A 17415-nucleotide genomic window follows, 5' to 3' on the forward strand; every position below is an offset into this window, starting at 1 on the left:
TGGGTTACGCCGCTGCGCGGCTAACCCATCCTCCGAAGCGTTTTAGAAGAACGCCTGCAGGCCGGTCTGCGCGCGGCCGAGGATCAGCGCGTGGACGTCGTGGGTGCCTTCATAGGTGTTGACCACTTCCAGGTTGACTAGGTGGCGGGCCACGCCGTACTCGTCGCTGATGCCGTTGCCGCCGAGCATGTCGCGGGCCATGCGCGCGATATCCAGGGACTTGCCGCAGCTGTTGCGTTTCATCATCGAGGTGATTTCCACCGCAGCGGTGCCTTCGTCCTTCATCCGGCCCAGACGCAGGCAGCCTTGCAGGGCCATGGTGATCTCGGTCTGCATATCGGCGAGCTTCTTCTGGATCAGTTGGGTCTGCGCCAGCGGGCGGCCGAACTGTTTGCGGTCGAGGGTGTACTGACGCGCGGTGTGCCAGCAAAACTCGGCGGCCCCCAGCGCGCCCCAGCTGATGCCGTAACGGGCGGAGTTGAGGCAGGTGAACGGGCCTTTCAGGCCGCGTACGTCGGGGAAGGCGTTTTCTTCCGGGCAGAACACGTTGTCCATGACGATTTCACCGGTGATCGACGCACGCAGACCAACCTTGCCGTGAATCGCCGGGGTGCTCAGGCCCTGCCAGCCTTTTTCCAGGACAAAGCCGCGAATCTCCCCGGCATCATCCTTGGCCCAGACCACAAACACATCGGCGATCGGGCTGTTGGTGATCCACATCTTCGCGCCGGTCAGGCGGTAGCCGCCGTCGACCTTTTTCGCGCGGGTGATCATCGAGCCAGGGTCGGAGCCGTGATCCGGCTCGGTGAGGCCGAAGCAGCCGATGTATTCGCCGCTGGCCAGTTTGGGCAGGTATTTCTGCTTGGTCGCTTCGTTGCCGAATTCATAGATCGGCACCATTACCAGCGACGACTGCACGCTCATCATCGAGCGGTAGCCGGAGTCGATGCGCTCGACTTCGCGAGCAATCAGGCCGTAGCACACGTAGTTCAGGCCGCTGCCGCCGTACTCAGAGGGGATGGTGGCGCCGAGCAGGCCGGTATCGCCCATTTCACGGAAGATTTTCGGGTCGGTCTGCTCATGGCGGAAGGCTTCCAGTACACGTGGGGCCAGCTTGTCGGCGGCGAACTGCTGAGCGCTGTCACGCACCATGCGTTCTTCTTCGGTCAGTTGCTGGTCGAGCAGCAGCGGGTCGATCCAGTTGAAGCTTGCCTTGGCCATCGCGAAAACCTCGAAATCAGACAGTGATAGGGCGGGTATCTGCGCAGCCGCGCTGCGCTCGCCGGTGAGTGGATTGATCCTAGGCCGCTTGTGGCAGGCAGGCAAACGAGTATTGCGCACGTAGTTGTGCGATTTGCTCACTTCGGGATAGCTTTAGTCAGCCTATTTAACCGATCAAAGTGAGGGTGACGCACAGATGCGCCGCAAGATCCCCAGCACCGCCGCCCTGATCGCCTTCGAGTCCGCCGCTCGCCATCAGAGTTTTACCAAGGCCGCGCAGGAGCTGAGCCTGACCCAGGGCGCGGTGTGCCGGCAGATCGCCGCGCTGGAGGCCTTCCTTAATATCGAGCTGTTTCGCCGTTCGCGGCGTGGCGTGGTGCTCACAGAAGCCGGGCAGTCCTACGCGCGGCGAGTGGCCGGCCAGCTCGATGCAGTGGAGCGCGACACCCTGGCGGTGATGGGCCAGCAGGGCGCGATGAGCATCGAGCTGGCGGTGGTGCCGACCTTCGGTACGCAGTGGTTGCTGCCACGCTTGAAGGATTTTCAGCGCCTGCACCCGGAGATCACGGTCAACCTGACCAACCGCACGCGGCCCTTTCTGTTTGCCGATACCGAGTTCGACGCGGCGGTGTACTTCGGCGATGGCGATTGGTCCGGTACTCAGGCCCATTTGCTGATGGGCGAGAACCCCATGCCGGTATGCAGCCCGGCGTTGCTGGCTGAACAGACGCAGCTAAGCGCCGAGCAGATCGCCAGCCTGCCGCTGTTGCAGCAGACCACGCGGCCTTATGCCTGGCGTCAGTGGTTCAGCGCCCAGGGCCTGAATACCGCACGGGATATGGCCGGGCCACGCTATGAGCTGTTCTCCATGCTGGCCCAGGCGGCCATGCACGAGATGGGCGTGGCGCTGATTCCACCGTTTCTGATTCGCCGTGAGTTGGATGAGGGGCGGTTGGTGATTGCCGCGCCACTCAGTCTGCCGACGGACAAGGCGTATTACCTGATGATTCCGGAGCGCAAGTTGGAGTCAGCAGCCCTTATGCTTTTGCGGGATTGGTTGGTGCGCGAGGCACACGCTTATGCATTGGCCCATGGCCTGAAATAGACAACAGCCTGTCAGGTTGTTGGCGAAAAAGACCGTCAAGGCTTCGGCGGCAACTGGTCGTAAAATACTTTACCTCCTGAGACTGGCCGTCTAGAGTGCGCGCCGGAGGTATGTTGACCCCGTAGTCAGCTATCTGGATGGCTACACTTTCGCTGCCTACAGCAGGTACAGGGTGTTGCATTTTTTGCACACAAAAACCGCTGCAGCCCACTGAAACAGGGGTTTACTGCGCGAATAACGGCAACGCCGTTGATCTGATGGCGCTGTATTTGTTTCAAGAATGCATCGGTCTCGATTTATCCCAGCGAAAACGCTGCAGGCCTTTATCCAAAAGGCTTGCAAGGAATTGGCTGCCTATAAGGTCATGCAGTGACTTGTAGTTATCGCAAGGTTTTACTTCATAACGCCTTGAAGGCAATGGCTATCGCCTGCAAAATGCCGCGCCCCGCCATTGTGCAACTGAAGCCTGAGCGGGTTTGTGCTGATCCTCCCTAATGCCCGCGTGCCACCCGCAGTGCGCCGGTTCACCAAAAAGATCACGCAGGAGAATTGAAGTGCACATCGGTGTTCCTCTCGAAACCCATGCTGGTGAGACGCGCGTTGCCGCAACTCCCGAAACCATCAAGAAGCTGATCGGCCAAGGCCATCAGGTGACTGTTCAGACCGGTGCTGGCGTTAGCGCGAGCATTCCGGACAGCGCCTATGAAGCGGTTGGCGCGGCTATCGGCAACGACGCTGCTGCTTTTGGTGCCGATCTGGTGCTGAAAGTGGTTGCCCCAACCGATGCTGAGCTGGCGCACATGAAAGCCGGTGCCGTATTGGTGGGCATGCTCAATCCGTTCAGCAACGAGACCATCGCGCGCATCAATGCTCGCGGCGTGACCGCCTTCGCCCTGGAAGCTGCCCCGCGCACGTCCCGCGCGCAGAGCCTGGACGTGCTCAGCTCGCAGGCCAACATCGCCGGCTACAAAGCTGTGCTGCTGGCCGCGCATCACTACCCGCGCTTTATGCCGATGTTGATGACTGCTGCCGGTACCGTGAAGGCCGCGCGTATTCTGATTCTCGGCGCGGGTGTAGCTGGCCTGCAGGCCATCGCCACGGCCAAGCGCCTGGGTGCGGTGATCGAGGCTTCGGACGTGCGTCCGGCGGTGAAAGAGCAGATTGAGTCGCTCGGCGCCAAGTTCGTCGATGTGCCATTCGAGACCGATGAAGAGCGCGAATGCGCCCAGGGTGTTGGCGGCTACGCGCGGCCGATGCCGGCTTCGTGGATGGAGCGTCAGGCCAAGGCGGTGCATGAGCGCGCCAAGCAGGCTGATATCGTCATCACCACTGCACTGATCCCGGGCCGCAAGGCACCGACCCTGCTGCATGCCGCCACCGTGGCGGAAATGAAGCCTGGCTCGGTGATCATCGACCTGGCTGCAGCGCAAGGCGGCAACTGCCCGCTGACCGTCGCTGAACAGGTGGTGGTGCAGCATGGCGTGACCATCGTCGGCCACAGCAACCTGGCGGCCCTGGTGCCGGCTGATGCTTCGGCGCTGTACGCACGCAATCTGCTGGACTTCCTCAAGCTGGTTATCGACGGCGAAGGCAAGTTCCACCTCAACCTTGAAGACGACATCGTCGCTGCGTGCCTGATGTGCCGTGACGGCAACGTCGTGCGCACTAACGGCTAAGGGGAGCACCGCTCATGGATATGATTTCTGACGGCATCTACAACCTGATCATCTTCGTGCTGGCCATTTACGTGGGCTACCACGTGGTATGGAACGTGACACCGGCCCTGCACACCCCGTTGATGGCAGTGACCAACGCAATTTCCGCCATCGTTATCGTCGGCGCCATGTTGGCTGCCGCGCTGACCGTGACCCCGCTGGGCAAGACCATGGGCACCCTGGCGGTGGCTCTGGCTGCGGTTAACGTGTTCGGTGGCTTCCTGGTAACCCGGCGCATGCTGGAAATGTTCAAGAAGAAAGCGCCTAAGGCGCAGGTGGAGAAGCACTGATGAGCATGAATCTGATCACTGTTCTCTACCTCGTCGCCTCGATCTGCTTTATCCAGGCGCTTAAAGGTCTGTCGCACCCGACCACGTCGCGTCGCGGCAACCTGTTCGGCATGATCGGTATGGGCATTGCCGTGCTCACCACCGTCGGCCTGATCTACAAGCTGGGTGCGGAAATCGCCACCCAGGGCATTGGCTACGTGATTGTTGGCCTGTTGGTCGGTGGCACTGCCGGTTCGATCATGGCCAAGCGCGTGGAAATGACCAAGATGCCGGAACTGGTCGCCTTCATGCACAGCATGATCGGCCTGGCCGCGGTGTTTATCGCCATTGCCGCTGTCGTTGAACCGCAGTCGCTGGGTATCGTTGCGGCGCTGGGCGATGCGATTCCGGCCGGTAACCGTCTGGAGCTGTTTCTCGGTGCGGCCATCGGTGCCATCACCTTCTCCGGATCGGTGATCGCCTTCGGTAAACTCTCGGGCAAGTACAAGTTCCGCCTGTTCCAGGGCGCCCCGGTACAGTTCAAGGGCCAACACTGGGTGAACCTGGCCATCGGTCTGGCGATTCTGGGCTTGGGTTTGGTGTACACCTTCACCGGTGATATCACCGCCTTCGCCATCCTGCTGGCCCTGGCCTTCGTCATCGGCGTGCTGATCATCATCCCGATTGGTGGCGCGGACATGCCGGTCGTCGTGTCGATGCTCAACAGCTACTCGGGCTGGGCGGCTGCTGGTATCGGCTTCTCGCTGAACAACTCGATGCTGATCATTGCCGGTTCGCTGGTAGGTTCTTCGGGCGCGATCCTCTCGTACATCATGTGCAAGGCGATGAACCGTTCGTTCTTCAACGTGATCCTCGGTGGTTTCGGTGGCGCGGCTGAAGCAGCTGGCCCTGCCGGTGCTCAGGAAGCGCGTCCGGTTAAGTCTGGCTCGTCCGACGATGCGGCTTTCCTGCTGACCAACGCCGACACCGTGATCATCGTTCCGGGTTACGGCCTGGCAGTAGCCCGTGCCCAGCACGCGCTGATGGAGCTGGCTGAGAAGCTGACCCACCGTGGCGTGACCGTGAAGTACGCGATCCACCCGGTTGCCGGTCGTATGCCTGGCCACATGAACGTACTGCTGGCTGAGGCTGAAGTGCCTTACGAGCAGGTGTTCGAAATGGACGACATCAACTCCGAGTTCGGCCAGGCCGACGTGGTGCTGGTGCTCGGTGCCAACGACGTGGTCAATCCGGCGGCGAAGAACGATCCGAAGTCGCCGATCGCTGGCATGCCGATCCTCGAGGCTTATAAAGCCAAGACCGTGATCGTCAACAAGCGCTCGATGGCCAGCGGCTACGCCGGCCTGGACAACGAACTGTTCTACCTGGACAAGACCATGATGGTTTTCGGCGACGCCAAGAAAGTCATCGAAGACATGGTTAAAGCGGTCGACTAATCCTCGCTGCGACGCTGTAGAAAAAGCCCGGCTCAATAGCCGGGCTTTTTTCTGTCCACTCGATCAGAAAAGTGTTTTTCTCAAGGCAAAATCTGAAAAACAGGTCAGCTGTCACATAAGTGCAATTTGAAACTGTACCTATATGGTTTCACTGAAATTCAGTGTTAAACGCAGGTCTTTCATCTGCTTTTGTACCATTTTTAGTCTAAAGCACTTATGGCCAGTACAGCTGAGTGTAAAATAGGTCAAACAGTTACAAAGCAAACTATCTATTTGTGCTGCAATTTCATTCAGCTGTGGCTACAGCGAAGTGGGGGCAACGGCAATAATTCTCCCATCGCAACACACCACTGACCCGCCACAAGCGGAAGGATGACCACCATGGAACGTACCCTCAGTTCCGACCTGTTTTTTGATCACAGCCAATCCACCGGCTCCAGCGCGTTGCCGCTGCGCATGCTGGCTTCTGTTCTGCAATGGCAGCGCCGCGTTGTTAGCCGCCGCCAGCTGGCTCGTCTGGACTCCCGTCTGCTCGCAGACGCCGGTATCAGCGAAGCACAGCGTCACGCTGAACTGAGCAAGCCCTTCTGGCGTTAACTGCTGCCAGACATCGATTTCTGCTCCTCCCTTAATGGGATTTTTGAAAGCTCCAGCGCCCTGCGTGTTGGGGCTTTCTTTTTATGTGCCGTGGAAAGTGCTGAAGCAACTACGTAGCTGCAACAGTCTGCTGTGCTGTTAAGCGGTACAGTTCTTATAAAAAGCTTACTGCGCCATAACAATTTTCAGGTGCTGTCTCTGACCCTGCTGTCAGCTTGCGCGCACCATGGACTGCCCTCTTTTGTCTCTGACAAGGAATTGCGCCATGGAACGCACACTCAAACACTCATCCAACGCAACGGCTCGGGTAAACCAACCGCTCTGGTTGCGTGTCTATGCCGCGCTCTGTGGCTGGCAGCGTAATCTGCGGACTCGAAGCCAATTGGCGCGCCTCGATAGTCGTCAGCTGGCCGACGCAGGTATTACGGAGGCGCAACGACAGGCGGAGCTGGCAAAGCCGTTCTGGAGATAAATTGCCTGGCAACCAACCCGCATCGTCAAGGTCTACACTGAACCCAGCCTGTCTGTTGGGCCTTTTCAGGAGCGTGGATATGAATGCGATAAAGACCTTGAGCCTTGCGGCATTACTGGCGTTGACCGGCACGGCTAGCGCCACCAGCTTTGTGGTCACCACTGATGCGGTGGTGGGTGCGGTCGGGGCGACCTCGGAGGCGAGTTCCGATGTGTCCTCGTCCTTTACCGATGACAAGATTGTGCTGGCTGCGCGCGACGATGCCGCCGCGTTTGTCGCCAGTCAGGGCGACATCCGTGGGGCGCGCCTGGAGGCCGCTCTGCAACATATCCGTCAGCAGGTGCCGACGTTACAGGGCGACGATATGCAGTTGGCGACGGCCATCCTCAGCCTTTGAGCGCACACCGCCGGCGCTTAGCCAGAAGCGCTGGCGGAACTGTGTGGCACACTGCTCGTCTAAGCCAGTCCAAACGATGTGATGGCTGATTATTGGAGATGTATATGCGCCCTATCTTGCTCAGTGCCGTAGTTGCAGTTGTTCTGTTCAGTGCCACCGCACAGGCGCAAACCCTGGTGGCGACCAGCAATATCATCGTACGCGCGCTGGATCGCACCTTCGACTTCACCTCGGATACCACCACCTCGGTGCGCGACTCGAAAGTCGTGCTCGCGGCGCGTGACGATGCGGCCAGTTTCGTCGCCAGCCAAGGGCAGATCCGCGGCGCTCAGCTGGAAGCCGCTATAAGCACCATCCGCAGCCAAGTGCCTGAGGCGCAAGGCGCTTCCGACCTGGTATTGGCCGAAGCCATTCTGGCGCTGTGAGTTGGCCGCGTACCTGGCTGCTCTGGCTGGCGCTACTGGCCAGCACCTGCAGCCAGGCCGAGTTGCGCCTGCAGCTCGCGGGCGCCGAGCTCAGCCCTGCTGAGCGCCAGGCCAGCCAGCAACTGTTGCAAGACGCGCTGGCCGCCTTGCCGCCAAAGCTCAAACAGCAACTCGACCGTAGCGTCAGAGTGCGCTGGCGTAGTTTGCCTGCGCAGGTGTATGGCCGCGCAGGGCGGTTCAGCGGCATCGAACTGAATGCCGCGTTGCTGCCAGGGTTAAGTGACGGTAGCAGCGCCACCAGCCTAACCAATCGACCCCATGGCAGCGTGCGCCAAGAGTTGCTGGCGACCGTGCTGCATGAAATCACCCATCTATATGACCGTGCCCAGCTCTGGCCGCCGGAGGATCGGCAGTTGCAGCGCCAGTGTCGCCAACGCGAACAGAGTCTTGGAGCCGTTGGCTTGCCGGATCACTGCCGCGGGCAAACCACGCGGCGCTTCACCCTGAGCGATGATCCGCTACTGCTGGACCTGGCCGGCTGGCCACAGCAGGTCGGGCGGCGTGGTGCGCGCGAGCCGGACAATCATCAGGTCGCGCGCAGCCCGGATAGCTATGAGCTGAGCAACCCGCGCGAGTTTCTTGCGGTGAATATGGAGTACTTCATCCTCGACCCCAGCTACGCCTGTCGCCGGCCCTCGCTGGCGCGTTACCTGAGTGCGCATTTCGCTTGGACGCCGGCCAATCTGCAGCCTTGCGCCGAAGGTCTGGCTTACCTGAATGCCGGGCGGGACTTTGCCCGCCAACCGCTGGGCAGCATCGATCCGCAGCGGGTTTATCAGGTGGATTACCTGCTGGCCGAAGCCAACGATGCACTGGCCAGCCGCTGGGGCCACAGCATGCTGCGCCTGGTCATCTGCGCGCCCGGCCGGCCGCTGGGGCCGGACTGTCGGCTGGATCTGCAGGAGCATCTGGTGCTGTCCTACCGCGCCTTTGTCGGCGACGTGCAGCTATCGAGTTGGGATGGTCTGACCGGTGTTTATCCGTCGCGGCTGTTCGTTCTGCCGCTGGAGCAGGTGATCGAGGAATACACCAAGGTCGAGCTGCGCAGCCTGGCCTCGGTGCCGCTCAAACTGGACCGTATGCAGCTGGAACAACTGGTGACCCGCGCTGCTGAGCAGCACTGGAGTTACGACGGAAACTACTGGTTTATCTCCAACAACTGCGCCGTGGAAACCCTCAAGCTGCTGCGCAGCGGCAGCCAGCACCCGCGCCTGCACGCGCTCGACAGCATCATGCCCAACGGCTTGCTCGACACGCTGGTGGCGCGCGATTTGGCCGACCGCAATGTGCTGAACGACTCCACCGAAGCCCTGCGCCTGGGTTATCGCTTCGACTCGTTCCGTGACCGTTACCAGGCCATGTTCAGCGTGCTGCAGGCGCAGCTGCCGATTGAGCAAACGCAGGTTGAGGACTGGCTGACCCAGCCAGCCGAGAAGCGCCAACCCTGGTTTGACCGCGCCGATCTGCGCACCAGCGCGGCGCTGTTGTTGCTCGAACAGGCGGCACTGCGTCGGCAACTGTTATTGGCTCAGGATGAACTCAAGCGCCGCTACCTCAGCGGCCGTGAGGGCGTTGATCCCACGGTGAACAAGGCCGGCGGCGCGCTGCAGCAGATCCTCGCCAACAGCGGCTTTCTCAGTCGCCCGGCCGAGTTGCTCGAGGGTGGCTACGGCCTGCCGCAGCGCGCCGAATGGCAGCGCCTGGAAACCGAAAGCCAGGCGCGTCAGCAGCAACTGCGCCAGCTCAGCGACAACCTCGACCAGGAAGTGCGCACCCTGTTGGCGCCGGCGCGACTGGCCGAATTACAGGCCACTGAAGCCAACCTGACGCAACTGGGCAAGCATCTGCGCACGCTGCACAAAGCCGGCGGCGGCCTGCAGTTGCCCTAGTCCATGAGTTCCTGATCTTCCTCGGGCAACTGCGGGTCGAGGTGCAGCCACGGCAGACGGCTTTGCACCCAGATATGTCGATCCGCTGGGGCCTGCTCCGGCTCGTCCAGCGTAGCGACGGTCACATCCAGTGTCTCTGGACTGAGCTGTGTGAACAACGCCAGATGCGCGCCGCATTGCCCACAGAAATAACGCGTGCAGCTGGATGATGAGGCGTACTCACGTGGCATGTCGGTCAGCCAGCGAAAGCTCGCCAGCGGCACGGTAACCCAGGTGGTAACGATGCCCCCTGTACTGCGTCGACAGATCGAGCAATGGCAGTGGGCAATGTCCTGCAGTGGCGCCGCGAACTGATAGCGCAATGCGCCGCACTGGCAGCCACCTTGATGAATAGCAGGCATGGGTGTCCTCATCGCAAAGGGCAGGTAAGCCAGCCTAATCCCGATATCATCCTTGCGTCACCCCTGTTGGCTGCTCAAGATGGCGGCTTAGCTGTGGCTGGAGGTTGCCGTGCTGGAGTTGCTGTTGGCCTTGTGGCCGTTGTTTGCCTTAATCGTCGCTGGGTATTACCTGCGACGCCGGGCGTTCCCCAATGAGGCGTTCTGGCCGGGTGCTGAGCGGCTGAACTATTTCATGCTGTTCCCGGCGCTGCTGTTCAGCAGCCTGGCGACTGCGCCACTGGATAATCCAGCGTTGCCGCGCCTGGGTTTGGCCGTGCTGCTGGCGCTGGGCATCGCCTGGCTGGCGCTGTTGCTGGCACGGCGCATACGGGGCTGGCCAGCAGGACGTTTTGGGGCATTTAGCCAGGGCATTCTGCGGTTCAACACTTACCTCGGCCTGGCAGCGGTGGGCAGCCTGTTTGGCCAGGAAGGCCTGACCCTGGCGGCCATCATGCTCGCCCTGATGGTGCCAACAGTGAATGTGCTCTCCGTCTGGTCGCTGACCGCCGAACGTGGCGTCAGTGCGCGCAGTCTGTTGCTGCCGATTCTGAAGAATCCGTTGATCCTCGCCTGCCTGGGCGGCGCGCTGGTCAACCTCAGCGGTCTCGGCCTACCGGGCGGCAGTGATCGGCTGCTCAGTCTGTTGGCTGCCGCCAGCCTACCGCTGGGCCTGCTTTGCGTTGGTGCGGCGCTGAAACCTGAACAGTTGGGTGGTGAGATTCCGGCCCTGGGGTGGAACAGCCTGCTGCGCCTGCTGGGCATGCCGATGCTGGCCTGGGCGGTGGCCTACGGTCTGCAGTTGCCGGCGATGGAAAGCACCGTATTGGTGCTGTTCTTTGCTCTGCCAACTGCACCTACAGCCTATGTATTAACCCGACAGCTGGGCGGTGACAGCCAATTGATGGCCGGCATCATCACCCTGCAAACCCTGCTGGCAGCGGCCAGTTTGCCGCTGCTGTTGCTACTGGTGGTTGGCTGATTCATATCCCAGGAAAGGTCGGGCGGATGGTCGGTGCTTGGTGGTACATATAAATTACTGTATTTATATACAGTAATTTATGGAGTCAGCCCATGTCCATTGCTCTGCCGCCGCGCGGTCGCGGTACCGCCAGTAATCCGCATAACCGTTTTGCGCCGCTGCGCATTATCGCCAGCGATGACGGCTGGTTTCAGGAGGTGCCGGCGAGCCGGGCGACCGAGGTGCGCAGCGAAACCGCAAAAAGCATTATCACCCGTAACCAGTCGCCGGATCTGCCCTTCGACCGTTCGCTCAATCCCTACCGTGGCTGTGAACATGGCTGCATTTATTGTTACGCCAGGCCCAGCCACGCTTACTGGGATCTGTCGCCGGGGCTGGATTTTGAAACCAAGCTGATCGCCAAGACCAATGCCGTGGCCCTGCTCGAACAGCAGCTGAGCAAGCCTGGCTATGTCTGCGCGCCGATCAACCTGGGTTCCAATACCGATCCCTATCAACCGATCGAACGCCAGCACCTGCTGACCCGCAACAGCCTCAAGGTGCTGCTCGACTACCGTCATCCCGTGACCATCATCACCAAGGGTGCCTTGATTCTGCGTGACCTTGATCTGCTTACTGAGCTGGCGCAGCAGCGGCTGGTGGCGGTGATGATCAGCCTGACCACCCTGGATGACGAACTCAAACGCATCATGGAGCCGCGCGCAGCGGCACCTGCGGCGCGTTTGCGGGCGATCCGTGTGTTGCGTGAAAACCGTATTCCGGTCGGCGTGCTGTGCTCACCGATGATCCCGATGATCAACGATATGGAGCTGGAGCACTTGCTGGCAGCGGCCAAGGATGCTGGCGCGCAGAGCGCCAATTACATGCTGCTTCGTCTGCCGCGCGAAGTGGCACCGTTATTCGAGGAGTGGTTGCAGGCGCACTACCCGCAGCGCGCTGAGCATGTGCTCAGCCTGATCCGGCAGAGCCGTGGTGGTGCGCTGTATGACAGCCGCTTCGGTCAGCGTTTTCGGGGTGAAGGGGCGTTTGCCGAATTGCTTGCGCAACGCTTTGCCCTGGCCAGCAAGCGCCTGGGCCTGAATCGACGTGAGGGGTTAAACCTGGACTGCACGCGCTTCTGTCCGCCGGGTGGTCAGCTGGCGCTGCTCTAATGGGCAGGTACCGTTAAAGATTGCCGTGAGGGTTCAGGGCAGTAACACTTGGCATGTGACTTGCCAGCCTGCTTGGCTGTCGCTTTAGCAGGTTTTTTCAGGTTCAGAGGTCGCAAACATGCCATACAAGCATCAGTTGATTCCGCTGCAAGGTCGCACAGGCACTGAGAGTGCCGAGGAAGCCCTGCAGACCATCGTTGATGGTTTCAAGCGCTTTCGCAGCGAAATCTTTCCGCAGCAGGAAGACCTGTTCAAAAAGCTCGCCACTGCGCAGAACCCGCGTGCGATGTTTATCACCTGCGCCGACTCGCGGGTGGTGCCGGAGTTGATCACTCAAAGCTCGCCGGGCGACCTGTTCGTCAACCGCAACGTTGGTAACGTGGTGCCGGCTTACGGCCAGATGATGGGGGGGGTGTCCACCGCCATCGAGTACGCGGTGCTGGCGCTGGGCGTGCAACACATCATCGTCTGTGGCCACTCTGACTGCGGTGCGATGAAGGCCGTATTGGCCCCCGAGACCCTGGAGAGCATGCCGACGGTGAAAGCCTGGCTGCGTCACAGCGAAGTGGCGCTCAAGGTGGTCGAGGCGAACTGCGGCTGTGAAGGCCATGACAGGCTGGGCATTCTCACCGAGGAGAACGTGGTGGCTCAGCTCAATCACCTGTGCACTCACCCGTCGGTGGCGGCGCGGGTGGCCAGCGGCCAATTGTTTATTCACGGCTGGGTGTACGACATCGAGACCAGCGAGATCAAAGCGTACGACGCGGTGAAAGGTGAGTTTCGCTTGATTGGCGACGGTCCGCTGCCGATGGCCACCCCCCGTGCGCGCTATCTGCCGAACAGCTAGCAGGCTATTGAATAACCACCGGCCTAGGCAAACGCGCGCTGGGTTTAAGGCCAGTCAACCCGTCGCGCGGGTTTCATTCAGCTGCAGCTCCACACCGAGCTGCCGAGATAGGCATGGCCAGCGCTTCCAGGCCGCATCTGTCTGCGGGTTGTTCAAGCGTTCGCGGTAGGCTTGCACTGAGTCCTGAGCAAAGCTGGCCTCGTCGAGCATGCCGTCGACCGCATGGTGCACGGCCTCGTCCAATTGGTTGGCAAAGGCCTCGCCAATCAATTGGTGGGCGATCAGATTGGCCACTGTGGTATCCAGCGGAATCAACGGCGCGCCCAGGTGGGCGATGTAGCGATCATTCACTTCCTCGACCAAGCGATGGGCCAGATAGGCCTCGTCGAGTAATCCCTCCAGCCCCTCATGGCCGGCCATCAGCGCTGGCGGTTGCAGAAAAAACTGCTCAGCCACCTTGAGCACCGGTTTGATCTGCGCCTCGATTCCTGCTTCCAGCGAAACCTCATGGGCCGCCTGCAACAGTTCTGGCACCTGTTCGATATACGCGCTGACAAAACGCTGCAACACGCCGTGGGTGTCTTCATTGGGCAGGCGAATGGAGGGGTGCAATTGACCCAGGTGGGCTTGCATCTGACTGGCCAGCTGATCCGTGCTGGCTTCGTGTTGGTGCGCACGCTGAATCAGTACGTGCAAAGCGGCGATGTTCATGACTGCTCCTGAAATGAGGACATGGGCGAGAACCTTAGCTGGCTGAACGTCTTGGCTAAGACCCGATTGTCATAATTATTAAACAGTTATGCGAGTCGGCTATATGTCGCAGCGCCAACCTCCGCCGATCCCGCGTCAGCCGTGGTCTTTAGCGTGTGGTCTGCAGTGCATGGCTCATTTCGGCTTTCGCGTTGCCAGGTGTAAGTCCGTGTCTATACTCGAATTCGAAAGGCAGTACCTGATAACTCCGAATCGGCTCTGGCATGGACAGTCCTCGCAGGCATTTTCACCGCAAAGATCTGCGCTTGCTGAGCCACTGACCGATTCGGCGGGATAACAAGAACAATTAAGGGGAACCCGCAATGATGCGACATCCACGAGTCTGGATGGGCCTCCTGTTGTGGTTGGTATTCAGCTCGGCACACGCCAGCTGGGGCATCAATATGACGCCCGGTGCCACCGAGGTCAGCCGCTCAGTATTTGATTTGCACATGACCATCTTCTGGATCTGCGTCGTCATCGGCGTGATCGTGTTCGGCGCGATGTTCTGGTCGATGCTCGTCCACCGTCGCTCAACAGGCCAGCAGCCCGCACACTTCCATGAAAGCACCACGGTCGAGATTCTCTGGACGGTTGTGCCGTTGGTGATTCTGGTGCTGATGGCGATACCGGCGACCAAGACCCTGATCGAGATCTATGACTCCAGCGAATCCGAGCTGGATATTCAGGTCACGGGTTATCAATGGAAATGGCACTACAAATACTTGGGTGAAGACGTCGAGTTCTTCAGCAACCTCACAACGCCCAAGGATCAAATCAACAACAAAGCCACCAAGGGCGAGCACTACCTGCTCGAGGTGGATGAGCCGCTGGTGGTGCCGGTCGGCACCAAAGTACGCTTTCTGATCACCGCCGCCGACGTGATTCACTCCTGGTGGGTGCCGGCACTTGCGGTGAAGAAGGACGCCATCCCTGGTTTTATCAACGAATCCTGGACACGTATCGACGAGCCGGGCATCTACCGTGGCCAGTGCACCGAGTTGTGCGGCAAGGATCACGGTTTTATGCCCGTGGTGGTAGAAGCCAAGTCGAAAGAGGACTACGCCACCTGGATCGCCGAGCGCAAGGTTGCAGCGGCTGCCGAACGTGAGCTGACCACTAAAGAGTGGACCATGGACGAGCTGATGGCGCGTGGCGAGAAGTCCTACCAGACCAACTGCGCCTCCTGCCACCAGCCAACCGGTGAAGGCCTGCCGCCGATGTTCCCTGCACTCAAAGGCTCGGCGATTGCTACCGGACCTGCGGCCGGTCATATCGGCATCGTGGTCAACGGCAAGTCGGGCACTTCGATGGCCGCTTTTGGCAAGCAACTCTCGGAAGTCGATATCGCCGCGATCATCACCTACGAACGCAATGCCTGGGGCAATGCGGTAGGCGACATGGTCACGCCGAAAGACATCCTCGCGTTCAAACAGGCTCAGGAGTAAGGACATGAGTGCAGTGATCGATCCGGGCCACGTTGGCCACGGTCATGCCGGACATGACCATCACCACGGCCCGGCCAAAGGCCTGATGCGCTGGGTATTGACCACCAACCACAAAGACATCGGCACCATGTACCTGTGGTTCAGCTTCGCCATGTTCCTGCTGGGTGGCAGCATGGCCATGGTGATTCGTGCCGAGCTGTTCCAGCCGGGCCTGCAGATCGTGCAGCCGGAATTCTTCAACCAAATGACCACCATGCACGGCCTGATCATGGTCTTCGGTGCGGTGATGCCGGCGTTTGTTGGCCTGGCCAACTGGATGATTCCGCTGATGATCGGCGCGCCGGACATGGCCCTGCCACGGATGAACAACTTCAGCTTCTGGCTGCTGCCTGCTGCGTTCGGCATGTTGATCAGCACATTGTTTATGGAGGGCGGCGGACCGAACTTCGGCTGGACCTTCTATGCACCGCTGTCGACCACCTACGCGCCGGAATCGGTAACCTTCTTTATCTTCGCTGTGCACCTGATGGGCATCAGTTCGATCATGGGCGCGATCAACGTGGTCGCCACCATCCTCAACCTGCGCGCCCCCGGCATGACCCTGATGAAGATGCCGCTGTTCGTCTGGACCTGGCTGATCACGGCCTTCCTGCTGATCGCGGTAATGCCGGTACTCGCCGGCTGCGTAACTATGATGTTGATGGACATCCACTTCGGCACCAGCTTCTTCAGTGCCGCCGGTGGCGGTGACCCAGTGCTGTTCCAGCACGTTTTCTGGTTCTTCGGTCACCCCGAGGTGTACATCATGATCCTGCCGGCGTTCGGCGCGGTCAGTGCGATCATTCCTGCCTTCGCCCGTAAGCCGCTGTTTGGCTACACCTCGATGGTTTATGCGACGGCGAGCATCGCCTTCCTGTCGTTTATCGTCTGGGCGCACCACATGTTCACCGTCGGCATCCCGCTGACCGGTGAGCTGTTTTTTATGTACGCGACCATGCTGATCGCCGTGCCGACTGGGGTGAAGGTGTTCAACTGGGCCAGCACCATGTGGCGCGGCTCGATGACCTTTGAAACGCCCATGCTGTTTTCGGTGGCCTTCGTCATCCTGTTCACCATCGGTGGCTTTTCCGGCCTGATGCTGGCCATCGCCCCGGCGGACTTCCAGTACCACGACACCTACTTCGTGGTGGCGCATTTCCACTATGTGTTGGTGCCTGGGGCGATCTTCGGCATCTTCGCCTCGGCCTACTACTGGCTGCCGAAGTGGACCGGGCATATGTATGACGAAACCCTCGGCAAGCTGCATTTCTGGATGAGCTTTATCGGCATGAACATGGCGTTCTTCCCGATGCACTTTGTTGGTCTGGCCGGCATGCCGCGACGTATCCCGGACTACAACATGATGTTCGCCAACTTCAACATGGTCTCGAGCATCGGCGCCTTTATGTTCGGCGCCACTCAGTTGCTGTTCCTGTTTATCGTCATCAAGTGCATCCGTGGCGGCAAACCCGCTGCGGCCAAGCCTTGGGATGGTGCCGAGGGGCTGGAGTGGACCGTGCCGTCGCCGGCGCCTTATCACACCTTCTCCACACCACCTGAAGTGAAATAGGGGGCCGACCGATGAGTGAAGCCCTGTCGACTCGCCGTCTAGTTATCCGCCTGTCACTGGTGGTGGTCGGCATGTTCGGCTTCGGCTTCGCTCTGGTGCCGATCTATGACGTGATGTGCCAGGCCTTTGGCATCAACGGCAAAACCGCCGGTGCCTATGAGGCTGGGCTGCAAAGCACCGATGAGTCGCGCCAGGTGCGGGTGCAGTTTCTCGCCACCAATGCCGCTGAGATGGTCTGGGAGTTCGGTCCTCAGGCCGACGAGGTTCTGGTGCATCCGGGTGACAGCACGCAGATGCTGTTTGTCGCCTACAACCCCACCGACAAGCCGATGACCGCGCAGGCGATCCCCAGTGTGGCGCCGTCCAAAGCCGCTGCCTATTTTCACAAGACCGAGTGTTTTTGCTTTACCCAGCAGGTACTGCAACCCGGTGAGCGTATCGAAATGCCGGTGCGGTTTATCGTCGATAGAGACTTGCCGGCAGATGTTCGCCACCTGACCCTGGCCTACACCTTGTTTGATATCACCGTGCGCAAACCGCCGGTGACACAAGCGACCCTTACCCGGGCGGCTCCATAAGGAGAA

At 60.2% G+C, this 17415-nt stretch carries 18 protein-coding genes; 15 read left to right on the forward strand and 3 right to left on the reverse strand.

The features are described from left to right. Positions 1-42: 42 nt before the first annotated feature. Positions 43-1221 carry an acyl-CoA dehydrogenase gene (locus ALTER154_RS09260; RefSeq protein WP_160086466.1) on the reverse strand — a complete coding sequence of 393 codons (1179 nt, stop codon included), beginning with the start codon at positions 1219-1221 and terminating at the stop codon, positions 43-45. A 196-nt stretch (positions 1222-1417) separates the two neighbouring features. Between ALTER154_RS09260 and ALTER154_RS09265 the strand changes: the two genes are divergently transcribed. The 9 genes from ALTER154_RS09265 to ALTER154_RS09305 all read left to right on the forward strand — a co-directional run bounded on the left by ALTER154_RS09265 (position 1418) and on the right by ALTER154_RS09305 (position 9607). Continuing rightward, the gene (locus tag ALTER154_RS09265; protein ID WP_160086468.1) at positions 1418-2326 is read left to right on the forward strand and encodes a LysR family transcriptional regulator; all 909 of its coding nucleotides are present in this window, start codon (positions 1418-1420) and stop codon (positions 2324-2326) included. 554 nt (positions 2327-2880) lie between these two features. Further along, positions 2881-4002 carry a Re/Si-specific NAD(P)(+) transhydrogenase subunit alpha gene (locus ALTER154_RS09270; protein ID WP_090254353.1) on the forward strand — a complete coding sequence of 374 codons (1122 nt, stop codon included), beginning with the start codon at positions 2881-2883 and terminating at the stop codon, positions 4000-4002. A gap of 14 nt (positions 4003-4016) precedes the next feature. Beyond that, positions 4017-4331: an NAD(P) transhydrogenase subunit alpha gene (locus tag ALTER154_RS09275; RefSeq protein WP_090254355.1), complete on the forward strand. Its 315-nt coding sequence runs from the start codon at positions 4017-4019 to the stop codon at positions 4329-4331. Beyond that, positions 4331-5767, forward strand: coding sequence for an NAD(P)(+) transhydrogenase (Re/Si-specific) subunit beta (locus tag ALTER154_RS09280; protein WP_090254357.1), 1437 nt, complete (start codon positions 4331-4333; stop codon positions 5765-5767). Before ALTER154_RS09275 ends, ALTER154_RS09280 begins: the two co-directional genes overlap by 1 nt. Positions 5768-6148: 381 nt before the next feature. Beyond that, positions 6149-6364 (forward strand): DUF1127 domain-containing protein, encoded by a 216-nt coding sequence (locus ALTER154_RS09285; RefSeq protein ID WP_090254359.1) that lies wholly within the window; start codon positions 6149-6151, stop codon positions 6362-6364. Positions 6365-6629: 265 nt separating this feature from the next. Continuing rightward, complete coding sequence (locus ALTER154_RS09290; protein ID WP_160086470.1) at positions 6630-6836, forward strand: DUF1127 domain-containing protein; 207 nt, start codon at positions 6630-6632, stop codon at positions 6834-6836. 79 nt (positions 6837-6915) lie between these two features. Then, positions 6916-7233: a DUF2388 domain-containing protein gene (locus ALTER154_RS09295; protein WP_090254363.1), complete on the forward strand. Its 318-nt coding sequence runs from the start codon at positions 6916-6918 to the stop codon at positions 7231-7233. Between the two features lie 104 nt (positions 7234-7337). Further along, complete coding sequence (locus tag ALTER154_RS09300) at positions 7338-7658, forward strand: DUF2388 domain-containing protein (RefSeq protein WP_090254365.1); 321 nt, start codon at positions 7338-7340, stop codon at positions 7656-7658. After that, positions 7655-9607, forward strand: a complete 1953-nt coding sequence (locus tag ALTER154_RS09305) for a DUF4105 domain-containing protein (protein WP_160086472.1) — start codon at positions 7655-7657, stop codon at positions 9605-9607. The genes ALTER154_RS09300 and ALTER154_RS09305 overlap by 4 nt, the downstream gene beginning before the upstream one ends. Here ALTER154_RS09305 and ALTER154_RS09310 read toward each other — a convergent pair. Beyond that, positions 9604-10008: a GFA family protein gene (locus ALTER154_RS09310; protein WP_160086474.1), complete on the reverse strand. Its 405-nt coding sequence runs from the start codon at positions 10006-10008 to the stop codon at positions 9604-9606. The two genes, ALTER154_RS09305 and ALTER154_RS09310, sit on opposite strands and share 4 nt — an antisense overlap. A gap of 91 nt (positions 10009-10099) precedes the next feature. Here ALTER154_RS09310 and ALTER154_RS09315 point away from each other — a divergent pair, with 91 nt between their 5' ends. From ALTER154_RS09315 to ALTER154_RS09325, 3 genes are all read left to right on the forward strand, one after another. Next, positions 10100-11026, forward strand: coding sequence for an AEC family transporter (locus ALTER154_RS09315; protein ID WP_256665696.1), 927 nt, complete (start codon positions 10100-10102; stop codon positions 11024-11026). 92 nt (positions 11027-11118) lie between these two features. Beyond that, on the forward strand, positions 11119-12177 hold the full coding sequence (locus ALTER154_RS09320) for a PA0069 family radical SAM protein (RefSeq protein ID WP_160086478.1): 1059 nt from the start codon (positions 11119-11121) through the stop codon (positions 12175-12177). A 118-nt stretch (positions 12178-12295) separates the two neighbouring features. After that, positions 12296-13024 carry a carbonic anhydrase gene (locus ALTER154_RS09325; protein WP_160086480.1) on the forward strand — a complete coding sequence of 243 codons (729 nt, stop codon included), beginning with the start codon at positions 12296-12298 and terminating at the stop codon, positions 13022-13024. 54 nt (positions 13025-13078) lie between these two features. On the opposite strand, the gene ALTER154_RS09330 is transcribed toward ALTER154_RS09325, so the two are convergent. Then, positions 13079-13735 (reverse strand): hypothetical protein, encoded by a 657-nt coding sequence (locus tag ALTER154_RS09330; RefSeq protein ID WP_160086482.1) that lies wholly within the window; start codon positions 13733-13735, stop codon positions 13079-13081. 362 nt (positions 13736-14097) lie between these two features. On the opposite strand from ALTER154_RS09330, the gene coxB reads away from it, so the two are divergent. From coxB to ALTER154_RS09345, 3 genes are read left to right on the forward strand one after another with little or no spacing between them, the layout of a single operon-like run. After that, on the forward strand, positions 14098-15222 hold the full coding sequence (gene coxB, locus ALTER154_RS09335; RefSeq protein ID WP_178126336.1) for a cytochrome c oxidase subunit II: 1125 nt from the start codon (positions 14098-14100) through the stop codon (positions 15220-15222). Between the two features lie 4 nt (positions 15223-15226). Then, positions 15227-16831 (forward strand): cytochrome c oxidase subunit I, encoded by a 1605-nt coding sequence (gene ctaD / locus ALTER154_RS09340; protein ID WP_160086486.1) that lies wholly within the window; start codon positions 15227-15229, stop codon positions 16829-16831. A gap of 11 nt (positions 16832-16842) precedes the next feature. Continuing rightward, on the forward strand, positions 16843-17409 hold the full coding sequence (locus ALTER154_RS09345; RefSeq protein ID WP_160086488.1) for a cytochrome c oxidase assembly protein: 567 nt from the start codon (positions 16843-16845) through the stop codon (positions 17407-17409). Positions 17410-17415: the final 6 nt, after the last annotated feature.

The organism is Pseudomonas sp. 9AZ (assembly GCF_902506525.1).
Taxonomy (GTDB): Bacteria; Pseudomonadota; Gammaproteobacteria; order Pseudomonadales; family Pseudomonadaceae; genus Aquipseudomonas; species Aquipseudomonas peli.

What these genes read in the sequence shown, in the direction of transcription:
- ALTER154_RS09260 (WP_160086466.1), bottom strand. Translation starts at nt 1,221, where the DNA reads ATGGCCAAGGCAAGCTTCAACTGGATCGACCCGCTGCTGCTCGACCAG.
- ALTER154_RS09265 (WP_160086468.1), top strand. Translation starts at nt 1,418, where the DNA reads ATGCGCCGCAAGATCCCCAGCACCGCCGCCCTGATCGCCTTCGAGTCC.
- ALTER154_RS09275 (WP_090254355.1), top strand. Translation starts at nt 4,017, where the DNA reads ATGGATATGATTTCTGACGGCATCTACAACCTGATCATCTTCGTGCTG.
- ALTER154_RS09280 (WP_090254357.1), top strand. Translation starts at nt 4,331, where the DNA reads ATGAGCATGAATCTGATCACTGTTCTCTACCTCGTCGCCTCGATCTGC.
- ALTER154_RS09285 (WP_090254359.1), top strand. Translation starts at nt 6,149, where the DNA reads ATGGAACGTACCCTCAGTTCCGACCTGTTTTTTGATCACAGCCAATCC.
- ALTER154_RS09290 (WP_160086470.1), top strand. Translation starts at nt 6,630, where the DNA reads ATGGAACGCACACTCAAACACTCATCCAACGCAACGGCTCGGGTAAAC.
- ALTER154_RS09295 (WP_090254363.1), top strand. Translation starts at nt 6,916, where the DNA reads ATGAATGCGATAAAGACCTTGAGCCTTGCGGCATTACTGGCGTTGACC.
- ALTER154_RS09300 (WP_090254365.1), top strand. Translation starts at nt 7,338, where the DNA reads ATGCGCCCTATCTTGCTCAGTGCCGTAGTTGCAGTTGTTCTGTTCAGT.
- ALTER154_RS09310 (WP_160086474.1), bottom strand. Translation starts at nt 10,008, where the DNA reads ATGCCTGCTATTCATCAAGGTGGCTGCCAGTGCGGCGCATTGCGCTAT.
- ALTER154_RS09320 (WP_160086478.1), top strand. Translation starts at nt 11,119, where the DNA reads ATGTCCATTGCTCTGCCGCCGCGCGGTCGCGGTACCGCCAGTAATCCG.
- ALTER154_RS09325 (WP_160086480.1), top strand. Translation starts at nt 12,296, where the DNA reads ATGCCATACAAGCATCAGTTGATTCCGCTGCAAGGTCGCACAGGCACT.
- ALTER154_RS09330 (WP_160086482.1), bottom strand. Translation starts at nt 13,735, where the DNA reads ATGAACATCGCCGCTTTGCACGTACTGATTCAGCGTGCGCACCAACAC.
- coxB (WP_178126336.1), top strand. Translation starts at nt 14,098, where the DNA reads ATGATGCGACATCCACGAGTCTGGATGGGCCTCCTGTTGTGGTTGGTA.
- ctaD (WP_160086486.1), top strand. Translation starts at nt 15,227, where the DNA reads ATGAGTGCAGTGATCGATCCGGGCCACGTTGGCCACGGTCATGCCGGA.
- ALTER154_RS09345 (WP_160086488.1), top strand. Translation starts at nt 16,843, where the DNA reads ATGAGTGAAGCCCTGTCGACTCGCCGTCTAGTTATCCGCCTGTCACTG.